Origin of the sequence: Pedobacter sp. CAN_A7 (assembly GCF_015752175.1) — a bacterium.
In the GTDB taxonomy this organism is placed as follows: domain Bacteria; phylum Bacteroidota; class Bacteroidia; order Sphingobacteriales; family Sphingobacteriaceae; genus Pedobacter.
In genome coordinates this window covers 57282-68497 of sequence record NZ_JADOUW010000004.1, presented here as the reverse complement: position 1 = coordinate 68497, position 11216 = coordinate 57282, and the positions used below count along the sequence as shown (strand labels likewise).

Sequence of the window (11216 nt, the reverse complement as noted above, 5' to 3'; positions counted from 1 at the left end):
ATGTACTGTGTTATAAGTATAAAATTTAAATTATGAAACAAAATTTATTAAAATGCCTGCCTGCTGCTGTTGCCGCTTTATTTATGGCAAATAGTGTTCAAGCTCAAGATTCGCTTGGTACATCACCAAAATTAAATACCTGGTCAATTGGTATCAATGCAGGTGCTTTATCACCTATTTCACCGCTTGGAGGAAAAAATGATTTCTCTAACTGGAAAACTAACTTAGGTTACGGATTATACATTAAAAAGCAAATTACGCCTGGTTTTTCCATTAAATTAGATGGTGTTAAAGGAAAATTAAGTGGAGATAATTTAGAGCCGTATGAAAGCGGATATTCTAATACCGATGCAGTTACAGCATATGAAACAGAATTAAGCTGGTCGGCTGCTTTAAATGCACAAGTGAATATGTTAAACCTTAACATGTTTAGAAAGCAAGATAACGTACAATTGTACGCATCAGCTGGTGCTGGTTTAGCGGGTTACAAAACTGAGATAACCACTGCAGCTGGAACAACAGAATTTGGCGACGGATCGGCAACTGAACTGGTAATTCCGGTAGGTGTTGGTGCTAAGTTCAGGGTTACAGATAAAATCAACTTTGATTTAGGCTGGACTGTAAACTTTGTTGATGGCGATAACCTTGACGGTGTTTACAAAGGAAGTACTAATGATAAATATAACTATGCTTATGCTGGTTTAGAGTTCTCTCTGGGTAGCAGCGACAAACAATTGGCATGGCATAATCCTGTAGCTTTAACTTATGATGAGGCTTTAGCTGCAAAAGCTACTGCTAACGCACTTAAAGGTGATCTTGATGCTCAAAAAGCAGAAAACGCACGTTTAAGAGCTGATATGGATAACTTATTAACTGATACAGATGGTGACGGTGTTGCTGATAAATTAGATAAATGTCCTGATACCCCTAAAGGTGTTGTGGTTGATGGTTCTGGTTGTCCGTTAAACGTTCCTGCTCCGAAAGTAATTATCACTGAAGCAGATCGTAAAGTGGTTAACGAAGCGATTAGAAACTTAGAATTTGATTTAGGTAAATCTACTTTAAGAACAAAATCATATGCTACTTTGAATAAAGTTGCTGCGTTATTAGTAGAGAAAAACTTTAGCTTGAAATTAGCTGGTCACACAGATAACACAGGTTCAATGAAATTGAATTTAGGTTTATCTAAAGATAGAGCAGAATCAGTAAAAGCTTACTTAGTTTCTCAAGGTGCTAATGCATCTAGAATTGAAGCAACAGGATATGGTCCAAACCAACCAATCGCTTCTAACAAAACGGCTTCTGGTCGTCAACAAAACAGAAGAGTAGAGTTTACTTTATTTTAAATATTAAACCTTCGGGTTATTGAAGCCGCACTGTAATAGGTGCGGCTTTTTTTGTGGATTACATTTTTGGCGGTATAATAGGTAGTGCAATGTGTGGTGATATCATTAATATGAATTTAATAAATGGCTGTTCCAATAGGGGATCCAATCCTATTTAGGTTGAAAATATTCCCCAAAAAAAGAGCTTGTCGTTAATCAAAACAACAAGCTTTTTTTTGCATAAATTATACTTGTTTTGCAGGTTAATATTAATTAGCTTTGTTATGCAAGCATAATAATAAATGAAACAGCAGGAAACAATAGATTATTTATTAAAGGTGGTTTGGCAAAATATGGCCAATTCTTATAACCAGATTGCTTCAGGGGTTGGTATTACACAAGCTATTGGCTACGTGTTAATTAATATCGAGAAAGAAGGAACTCCAGTTTCTAAACTGGCAGGTTTGCTGGGAGTGAAGGCCACCAGCCTTTCCAGAATGTTGAATAACATGGAAGAGCAAAACCTGATTTACCGGGAAATTGCTGTTGGCGACAAGCGCTCCGTCAAAGTGTTCCTAACCGAGTTTGGGATTGAGAAACGTCAGGTGGCAAAAGGAGTGGTGATTGCCTTTAACGAATACCTGAACGCCAACCTTAGCATTACCGAAAGAAACCACCTGGTGTCGACCTTGCAAAAAGTTAATAAACTCACTTTAGCATATACAATAACTACAGAAGATGATAAACAAAAAGATTAATAAGGTAGCAGTTCTGGGCTCTGGCATCATGGGCTCCCGTATTGCCTGTCACTTTGCGAATATAGGTGTAGAGGTATTATTGTTAGATATTGTTCCTAAAGAAGGACCAAGAAACAGCATTGTGGATACGGCATTACAAACCGCATTGAAGACTAATCCATCACCTGTCTATTCAAAAAAAGTTGTACAGAAAGTTACTACAGGAAATTTTGAAGACGACATGGCCAGGATCGCTCAGTACGACTGGATCATTGAAGTTGTTGTTGAGAATTTAGACATTAAGAAAAAAGTATTTGACCAGGTAGAGCAATTCCGTAAACCGGGAACCCTGGTTACCTCCAATACTTCTGGTATACCAATTCATTTAATGGCCGAAGGCCGAAGTGCTGATTTTAGGGAGAACTTCTGTGGATCTCACTTTTTCAATCCGCCACGTTACCTGCGTTTGCTGGAAATTATTCCTACTAAAGAAACGAAACCAGAAATTGTGGAGTTTCTGATGCATTATGGCGACAAGTTCCTGGGTAAAACTACCGTATTGTGTAAGGATACCCCAGCCTTTATTGCCAATCGTGTAGGTGTATATTCCATCATGGCACTTTTACACCTGGTGGAAAAGATGGACCTGACGGTAGAAGAAGTTGATAAGTTTACCGGGCCAGCTTTAGGCCGACCGAAATCTGCCACCTTCCGTACCACAGATGTAGTAGGTTTGGACACCATGATTAAAGTGGCCAAAGGTTTATATGATAATTGTCCGGAAGATAAAGCACACGACTTATTTAAGTTGCCTGCTTATGTTGAAAAGATGGCTGAAAATAACTGGTTGGGCGATAAAACCAAACAGGGCTTTTATAAAAAAACAAAAACAGCCGAGGGTAAAACAGAGATCTTGGCGTTGGACTTAAAAACGCTGGAATACCGTCCTCAACAGAAAGTTAAGTCGGCCACCTTAGAATTAACCAAACCTGTAGAGAATCTGCAGGACAGGATGAAAATCTTTGCCACAGGTAAAGATAAAGCGGCTGAACTGTTCCGAGCTTCTTCCTTTGGTTTATTTGAATATGTATCTGACCGTATTCCCGAAATATCAGACGAGTTATACCGCATTGATGATGCAATGCGTGCTGGTTTTGGCTGGGACCTGGGTCCTTTCGAGTTATGGGATGCGGTAGGTATAACAGCAGCCGTGGATGGCATGAAAGCATATGGCCATACGCCGGCTGCATGGGTACAGCAAATGTTGGATGCCGGGCACACTTCATTTTATAAAGTAGAAGACGGCGTTAAAAAATACTATGATATTCCAAGCCAATCTTATAAGGCGGTTCCAGGTGCCGGTGATTTTATCATTTTAGATAACCTGCGGGCCAATAAAACCATCTGGAAAAATTCAGGTGCTTCTATTATTGACCTGGGCGATGGGATTATTAACCTGGAGTTTCATTCTAAAATGAATACCATTGGTGGCGACACCCTACAGGCGATTAATAAAGCCATTGACCTGGCCGAAAAAGAATATAAAGGTTTAGTGATTGGCAACGATGGGGCTAATTTCTCAGCAGGTGCAAACGTGGGAATGATCTTTATGATGGCCGTGGAACAGGAATGGGATGAGTTGAATATGGCGATCCGGATGTTCCAGAACACGGCGATGCGCATACGTTATTCTTCAATTCCAGTAGTGGTTGCGCCGCATAACCTGACTTTAGGTGGAGGTTGTGAATTTAGTTTACATGCCGATCACGTACAGATTAACGCAGAAACTTATATGGGACTGGTGGAATTTGGAGTAGGCCTGATTCCGGGTGGTGGCGGAACCAAAGAATTCGCCCTGCGTGCCTCAGATGAATTCAAAGACGACCAGATTGTGCAAAACGTGTTAAAAGAGCGTTTTCTGACGATTGGTATGGCGAAGGTTTCTACATCAGCTGTGGAAGCTTTTGAACTGGGCTACCTGCAAAAAGATAAATATTCGATTTCGATGAACCGGAGCCGTTTAATTGCAGATGCGAAAGCTAAAGCCATTGAACTGGCCGATGCAGGATATACACAACCGGTGAGGCGCAAAGATATCAGGGTATTGGGAAAACAAGGTTTAGGTATTGTTTATGCGGGTGCAAACTCCATGTATTCTGGGCAGTATATCTCAGAACATGATAAAAAGATCTCAGAGAAACTAGGTTATGTATTGTGTGGAGGCGATCTATCGGCACCTACGGAAGTCACCGAGCAGTATTTACTGGATTTGGAAAGGGAGATGTTTTTATCGCTATGTGGAGAACGTAAAACTTTGGAAAGAATACAGAGTATTATGACCAAGGGAAAACCGCTAAGAAACTAATTATACACAGATTATTATAAAGACATAGACATGCAGGAAGCATATATAATAGCAGGATATCGTACAGCAGTGGGCAAGGCCCCACGTGGTGTATTCCGTTTTACAAGAGCTGATGATTTAGCCGCTGAGGTGATCAAACACCTGGTGGCTTCGGTGCCTAACCTGGATCAGGAGCAAATTGATGATGTTATTGTGGGTAATGCCACACCTGAAGCAGAACAAGGTTTAAATATTGGGCGCATGATTTCTTTAATGGGCCTCAATACTGATAAAGTACCTGGTGTAACCGTAAACCGTTACTGTGCTTCGGGTTTAGAAACCATTGCCACTGCCGTAGCGAAGATTAGAAGCGGTATGGCCGACTGTATTATTGCAGGTGGAGTAGAGGTGATGTCGGGTATGCCTTTTGGCGGCTGGAAATTAGTTCCAAATGCAGAGGTGGCTAAAAACAATCCAGACTGGTATTGGGGTATGGGTTTAACCGCAGAAGCGGTGGCCAAAGAATATAAGGTGAGTCGCGAAGACCAGGATGAGTTTGCTTATCACTCGCACCGCAAAGCGGTAGAAGCCATTAAAAATGGTCACCTGAAAGATGGTGTCGTACCCATTACCATTACTGAAAATTATGTTGATGCCAACATGAAGAAACAAAGTCGCAGTTATGTGGTGGATACAGATGAAGGGCCTCGTGCAGATACTTCCATAGAGAAATTAGCAAAGTTAAAACCGGTATTTGCAGCAAATGGTTGCGTTACTGCCGGTAACTCTTCGCAAACTTCTGATGGTGCTGCTTTTGTGCTTGTTGTTTCTGAGAAACGAATGAAAGAGCTGGGTGTAGAGCCTATTGCTCGACTGGTGAGTTATGGTGTGGCAGGTGTGCCGCCAAGAATTATGGGTATCGGACCGATCTATGCGATTCCTAAAGCTTTGGAAATGGCAGGGATGACACTTGACCAAATGGACCTGATTGAGTTAAATGAAGCCTTTGCTTCGCAGTCTCTGGCCATTGTTCGTGAATTGGGTATCAACACTGACATTCTGAACGTAAATGGTGGTGCTATTGCGCTTGGTCACCCATTGGGTTGTACCGGGGGAAAACTAACCGTACAGCTTTTTAGCGAACTGAAAAGAAGAGAAAAAAAATACGGCATGGTGACCATGTGTGTTGGTACCGGACAGGGTGCTGCGGGTATTTTCGAGATGTTATAAAAGATAAAAATCTGCAGGCTTTTGAATAGCTGCATAAAATAAAATATATGGAAACGACAGACAAAAAAACAATAAAAGGTGGGGAGTTCCTGATTAAGGATACCACTTACCAGGAGGTCTTTATTCCTGAAGAATTTGATGAAGAGCAACAAATGATTGCCCAAACCTGCCGTGATTTTTTAACGGCAGAGGTTTTTCCTAACCTGGATCGCATTGATAAAATGGAAGAAGGTTTAATGCCTTCGTTATTAGATAAAGCCGGTGAATTAGGTATTTTAGGCGTTTCTATTCCTGAAGAGTTTGGTGGTTTTGGCAAAAACTTTAATACCTCTATGTTGGTGGCAGATGTGATTGGTGCTGGACATTCCTTTGCCGTAGCTTTATCAGCCCATACAGGTATTGGTACGTTGCCAATTCTATACTATGGAAACGAGGGGCAGAAAGCAAAATACATTCCTAAACTGGGAACCGGGGAGTGGAAAGCTGCCTATTGTTTGACAGAACCTAATTCAGGATCAGATGCTAATTCTGGTAAAACAAAAGCAAAATTAAGTGACGACGGTAAACACTATGTGATTAACGGGCAGAAAATGTGGATTACCAATGGTGGTTTCGCAGATATCTTTATTGTTTTTGCAAAGATAGATGATGATAAAAACCTGACTGCTTTTATCGTAGAGCGTGAGTTTGGTGGCATTACTATGAATCCTGAAGAGCATAAAATGGGCATCAAAGGGTCGTCTACCAGACAAGTATTCTTTAACGACTGCCATGTGCCGGTAGAAAACATGCTGTCAGACCGCGAGAATGGGTTTAAAATAGCGGTTAACATTTTAAATATTGGCCGTATCAAACTGGCTGCAGCAGCTATTGGCGCATCGAAATCGGTAATTAACAGTGCAGTGAATTATGCCAGCGAAAGGGTTCAATTTGATCGCCCTATTTCTAAGTACGGTGCTATACGTCATAAACTTGCCGAAATGGCGACTAAGGTATATGCTGTAGAATCTGCTAATTATCGCGCTGGACAAAACATTGATGATGCTTTTGACAGCCTTGTTGCAAGTGGTATGGAAGTGAATAAAGCGAAGTTGAAATCGACGGAGCAGTTTGCAGTAGAATGTGCAATTTTAAAAGTGTGGGGCTCTGAAGCTTTAGATTATGTAGTGGATGAAGGGGTGCAAATTTACGGTGGTATGGGCTTTTCTGCCGATGCACCGATGGATCGTGCCTACCGTGATGCCAGGATTAACCGAATCTTTGAGGGAACCAACGAAATTAACCGCCTGTTAACGGTTGATATGATGCTGAAACGCGCCATGAAAGGCGAGTTGGATTTAATGACGCCTGCGACTGCAGTTGCTGGCGAATTAATGTCTATTCCTGATTTTAGCGAAGAAGATGATACCTTATTTGCTGCCGAAAAGAAAATCATTACGAACCTGAAAAAAGCTGCTTTAATGGTAGCCGGAGCTGCTGTTCAAAAGCTGATGATGAGCTTATCAAAAGAGCAGGAGGTATTGATGAATATTGCGGATATGGCTAGTTATGTATATGTTGCAGAATCTGTGATGCTGAGGACGGAGAAATTGGTGAGCATGAGAGGTGAAGAAGCTTGTGGCGGACAACTGAACATGATGCGTATTTACTTTATGGAAGCTGTTGACGGTGTTCAGAAAGCTGGAAAAGAAGCACTCTGGGCTTTTGGCGAGGGCGATGAACTGCGCATGATGATGGTGGGTTTACGCAGGTTTACTAAAATGGAAGCCTTTAACGTAAAAGATGTACGTCAGAAAGTTGCACAAGAGTTGATTGCAGCAAACAAGTATTGTTATTAATTACCATAATCTCGAATAATATAGGCGTCCTTAGCATTAGGGGCGCCTTTTTTTATGGTATTTGTTAAAAATGGTTAAAAATTGTGCTATCCCTAATAAAAGACTATTTTTGTAAATGATGTTCAAAAAGAAGATTTTATTGGCAATAGCCGTCTTAACTATTGCTATTTCAGCTTGTCAGAAAGAAGTAGAATATGATAGTACTGCCCAATACAGTATAGATACAGCAATTATTCACAAATTTATTGCAGAGAAAAAACTAATCGGCGTTAAAGAGCATGAAGGTCTATTCTACCAGGTGATCAAGCCAGGTACAGGCACAGAAAACATTGCTTTAGTTGACACGGTGGAAGTAAACTATACAGGCCGTTTGCTGGATGGAACTGTTTTTGATTCGTCTGACGGTACACCGATTAAATTTGTACTTGAAAGTGTAATCGAAGGATGGCAAAAAGGGGTTCCGCTGATCAGACAAGGTGGAGAGATCAGGTTGATCGTTCCCTCGACAATGGCGTATACCAACAGACCGGTTGGTCCGATTCCGGCGAATTCGCCATTGGATTTTACCGTTGATTTAGTAAAAGTATATAAACAAATACCAAAAAAATAAGTACCAATGCTTAAAAAAATAACTGCAGCTTATACGCTTGCATTGATGGGGTTAATAGTGGTTTTAGGGTCTTGTAAAAAAGAATATGAGGCTATTGAAACAACCGATGACGCTGTTATCCAACAATATATTACCGCTAATAACATTACAGCAACTAAAGACACAACCGGCTTTTACTACCAGGTGGTTAGCCAGGGTGATACCGGCACGTTTTTTAAATCCACAGATTCTGTATTTTATCACGTTGCTGTGAAATCGTTGGCAAATGGTACGGTTTATTATACAGATCCGGTGAATACTAACCTGGCTACTTATGTGGGTTATGCGAATAAGTTAGTGACTATTGATGTTCCTGCAATCAGAACAGCCATGTTGGCTTTAAAACCAGGTGGTGTAGCAAGGGTATTCTTGCCATCTTACCTTGCTTTTGGAAGAAATGGACTAACGAATATCAACGTGCCGCCAAATGAGGTTATAGATCTTGTGATAACGACTTTGCCGGAAAGAACCCAGGCAGCAGTTGACGACCGTGTGATCAGGGAATTTATTGCGGCTAAAAACATTACTGGCATGGTAAAACATCCTTCAGGAGTTTATTATGCGATATCTGCTCCTGGATCAGGTGGTCAGCCAATCAGTCTTCGTTCTTCGCTTACGGTTAACTATACAGGTAAAACCCTTGACGGTGTGACTTTTGATTCGTCTACTGATGGTACGGCAGTATTACCACTTAATGGGGTGGTTGCAGGCTGGCAAGAAGTCCTTCCTTTGCTTAAAAAAGGTGGGAAAATGAGAATGTTGATCCCATCGCCGTTGGCTTATGGCAGGGGAGGAACTCCAGCGGGTACTTTAGCAAATACAGTATTGGATTTCGATGTAGAAGTACTGGACGTAGCGAATTAAAATAACTATCCGCGATCTAAAGCGGCTTTAAATACTTTTAATATTCTTTCTCTTGCAAAAGCATGTTCAACAATCGGTTGTACATGCTTTTGTTGTTTATAAGCAGGGGCCCAACGATGGATATAAGTGTTTTGCGGATCAAACTTCTTTGCCTGAAGCTCTGGGTTAAATACCCTGAAATAGGGTGCTGCATCATTGCCACAGCCACATGCCCACTGCCAGCCGCCAATATTGCTTGCCATTTCGTAATCCAACAATTTCTCTGCGAAATAAGCCTCACCCCAGCGCCAGTCGATTAGCAGGTGTTTGGTTAAAAAGCTGGCCACCACCATGCGTACCCGGTTATGCATAAAGCCGGTTTGGTTCATTTGTTTCATGCCGGCATCAACAAGCGGGTAACCCGTTTCTCCGGCGCACCAGGCCGCAAATTCGGCTTCGTTGTTTCTCCAATTGATGTTATCGTAGGGAAGTTTGAATGAAGTATTCACCGTTCTGGGGAAATGCCATAAAATCATCATGTAAAATTCGCGCCAGGCCAATTCAGAGACCCATTTATGGGCCTGCTGTTCCAGTCCGGTACGCACTGCGGCGCGTATGCTCACCGTTCCAAACCGCAGGTGCATTCCTATGCGGGTGGTGGCGTCGTCGGCCGGGTAATCCCTTCTGCTCTCATATTGATCAAGCCTTTCTTCAAACTGTGCCGAAGGGAAATGTAAATCGGACTTTTCAAAACCCAGGTCAGTGATGGAAGGAAAAGGTAAAGGATCTGTTTTTAAGAGGTTGTCCCAATATTTTTCTACCGGATAGGGCTTGAGGAAAAAAGGACTAAGTGTAGTTTGCCATTTCCTATAATATGGGGTGAAAACCGTATATGGAGTGCCATTGTCTTTAATAACTTCGTTTTTTTCAAAAATAACCTGGTCCTTATAAGCATGAAGTGGAATGTTTTGCTGTTGCAACTGTTCCTTGATCTGTTCATCACGCTGGCGGGCACTAGGTTCATAATCGTGGTTGGTATAAACCCCTTTCACCAGGTATTGTTGCGTTAACTGTGAAAAGACCTGCTCTGGTGTGCCATATTTCACCAACAGGGAGGAACCCTGGCTTTGCAGTTCCAGATTCATATCCTGCAGCGTTTGGTAAATGAAAGTAACCCGGGCATCCTTTTTATTTTGCAGCGGCAATAAAATATTAGTGTCGAAGATAAAGAGGAGTAATACTGGATGGCCACTTTTTAAGGCATGGTATAAGGCGGTATGGTCAGTTAAGCGCAAGTCTCTACGGAGCCAGCAAATAGCGATTTCTTTCTGCATCAGGAAGTATAAATATCATTTAAAGCATCATCTAACTGAGTGAAGCTGAAAATATAACCAGCGTCAAGCAGCTTTTGTGCGGAGGTGTTCGTGCTCATTAAGGCTACTGCACTCATTTCTCCAAGGATCGTTGTCAGCACAGTTTCTGGAACTTTTACTGGCCAAACGGGTCTGTGGAGAATATGGGCAATACTTTTTGTTAGGGTTTGGTTGCTTACCGGATACGGTGCGCAGGCATTGTAGGCACCGTTCATATTGGTGTTGGAGATGGCTTCCATGTAAATGTTAGTGATGTCTTTATAATGTATCCAGGGTACCCATTGTTGGCCGGTGCCTAAGGGTGAACCTACAAAAAAGCGAATGGGTTTATCCATGGCTGCCAACCCACCTTCATTGTGTTTAAGGATAAAGCCTGTTCGAATTTTTACCACCCGAAGTCCTAATTGCGCTCCCTGGTCTACCGCTTTCTCCCATTGTTCACAACATTCGGCCAGAAATCCGTAACCATTTTCATGGGTTTCTGTTAAAATTTCATCACCACAATCTCCATAATAGCCCACTGCTGAGGCGGAAATCATGTCTTTCACTTGATGAGGTGTTTCCCTCAGGGTTTTGTATAACAATTCGGTTGACCGCACCCTACTGTCGATTAATTGTTCCTTACGCTCCTTTGTCCATTTTTTAGTGGCTATATTTTCACCCGCCAGGTGTACGATGGTATCTACACCATCCAGGCAGGCTGCATCAATTTTCTGGCGATATACATCCCACAGGAATACCTTTACCCCCGCAAGTTTAATGCGCTTTCTACTTAATACCGAGACGGTGTGTCCTTCTTTTATTAAGGCCTTTAACAGGTCTTTTCCGATCATTCCTGTAGCTCCGGTGATTAAGATGTGTTTTTTCATGGGGTTTA

Annotated in this window: 9 protein-coding genes; 7 read left to right on the top strand and 2 right to left on the bottom strand. The window is 41.9% G+C overall.

The annotated features are described in order from the left end of the window. The first annotated feature begins 32 nt into the window (after positions 1–32). From IWX76_RS15085 to IWX76_RS15055, 7 genes are all read left to right on the top strand, one after another. A complete protein-coding gene (locus IWX76_RS15085; protein WP_196860862.1) occupies positions 33–1346 on the top strand; it encodes a DUF6089 family protein in 1314 nt (437 codons plus the stop codon). A gap of 281 nt (positions 1347–1627) precedes the next feature. After that, complete coding sequence (locus IWX76_RS15080) at positions 1628–2083, top strand: MarR family winged helix-turn-helix transcriptional regulator (protein ID WP_196860861.1); 456 nt, start codon at positions 1628–1630, stop codon at positions 2081–2083. Then, positions 2064–4427: a 3-hydroxyacyl-CoA dehydrogenase/enoyl-CoA hydratase family protein gene (locus tag IWX76_RS15075; protein WP_196860860.1), complete on the top strand. Its 2364-nt coding sequence runs from the start codon at positions 2064–2066 to the stop codon at positions 4425–4427. Before IWX76_RS15080 ends, IWX76_RS15075 begins: the two co-directional genes overlap by 20 nt. Positions 4428–4457: 30 nt before the next feature. After that, positions 4458–5636 carry an acetyl-CoA C-acyltransferase gene (locus IWX76_RS15070; RefSeq protein WP_196860859.1) on the top strand — a complete coding sequence of 393 codons (1179 nt, stop codon included), beginning with the start codon at positions 4458–4460 and terminating at the stop codon, positions 5634–5636. A 47-nt stretch (positions 5637–5683) separates the two neighbouring features. Next, positions 5684–7474 (top strand): acyl-CoA dehydrogenase family protein, encoded by a 1791-nt coding sequence (locus IWX76_RS15065; RefSeq protein ID WP_196860858.1) that lies wholly within the window; start codon positions 5684–5686, stop codon positions 7472–7474. A gap of 115 nt (positions 7475–7589) precedes the next feature. Continuing rightward, positions 7590–8084: an FKBP-type peptidyl-prolyl cis-trans isomerase gene (locus IWX76_RS15060; protein WP_196860857.1), complete on the top strand. Its 495-nt coding sequence runs from the start codon at positions 7590–7592 to the stop codon at positions 8082–8084. Between the two features lie 6 nt (positions 8085–8090). Next, on the top strand, positions 8091–8987 hold the full coding sequence (locus IWX76_RS15055; RefSeq protein ID WP_196860856.1) for an FKBP-type peptidyl-prolyl cis-trans isomerase: 897 nt from the start codon (positions 8091–8093) through the stop codon (positions 8985–8987). Between the two features lie 5 nt (positions 8988–8992). Here IWX76_RS15055 and IWX76_RS15050 read toward each other — a convergent pair whose 3' ends face one another. Together IWX76_RS15050 and IWX76_RS15045 are read right to left on the bottom strand one after the other, a co-directional pair. After that, positions 8993–10300, bottom strand: coding sequence for a cryptochrome/photolyase family protein (locus IWX76_RS15050; protein WP_196860855.1), 1308 nt, complete (start codon positions 10298–10300; stop codon positions 8993–8995). Beyond that, positions 10300–11208 (bottom strand): TIGR01777 family oxidoreductase, encoded by a 909-nt coding sequence (locus tag IWX76_RS15045; protein WP_196860854.1) that lies wholly within the window; start codon positions 11206–11208, stop codon positions 10300–10302. Before IWX76_RS15045 ends, IWX76_RS15050 begins: the two co-directional genes overlap by 1 nt. Positions 11209–11216: the final 8 nt, after the last annotated feature.

Excerpts from the sequence above, each read along its gene's own strand:
- IWX76_RS15085 (WP_196860862.1), top strand. The coding sequence starts at position 33 with ATGAAACAAAATTTATTAAAATGCCTGCCTGCTGCTGTTGCCGCTTTA.
- IWX76_RS15080 (WP_196860861.1), top strand. The coding sequence starts at position 1,628 with ATGAAACAGCAGGAAACAATAGATTATTTATTAAAGGTGGTTTGGCAA.
- IWX76_RS15075 (WP_196860860.1), top strand. The coding sequence starts at position 2,064 with ATGATAAACAAAAAGATTAATAAGGTAGCAGTTCTGGGCTCTGGCATC.
- IWX76_RS15070 (WP_196860859.1), top strand. The coding sequence starts at position 4,458 with ATGCAGGAAGCATATATAATAGCAGGATATCGTACAGCAGTGGGCAAG.
- IWX76_RS15065 (WP_196860858.1), top strand. The coding sequence starts at position 5,684 with ATGGAAACGACAGACAAAAAAACAATAAAAGGTGGGGAGTTCCTGATT.
- IWX76_RS15060 (WP_196860857.1), top strand. The coding sequence starts at position 7,590 with ATGATGTTCAAAAAGAAGATTTTATTGGCAATAGCCGTCTTAACTATT.
- IWX76_RS15055 (WP_196860856.1), top strand. The coding sequence starts at position 8,091 with ATGCTTAAAAAAATAACTGCAGCTTATACGCTTGCATTGATGGGGTTA.
- IWX76_RS15050 (WP_196860855.1), bottom strand. The coding sequence starts at position 10,300 with ATGCAGAAAGAAATCGCTATTTGCTGGCTCCGTAGAGACTTGCGCTTA.
- IWX76_RS15045 (WP_196860854.1), bottom strand. The coding sequence starts at position 11,208 with ATGAAAAAACACATCTTAATCACCGGAGCTACAGGAATGATCGGAAAA.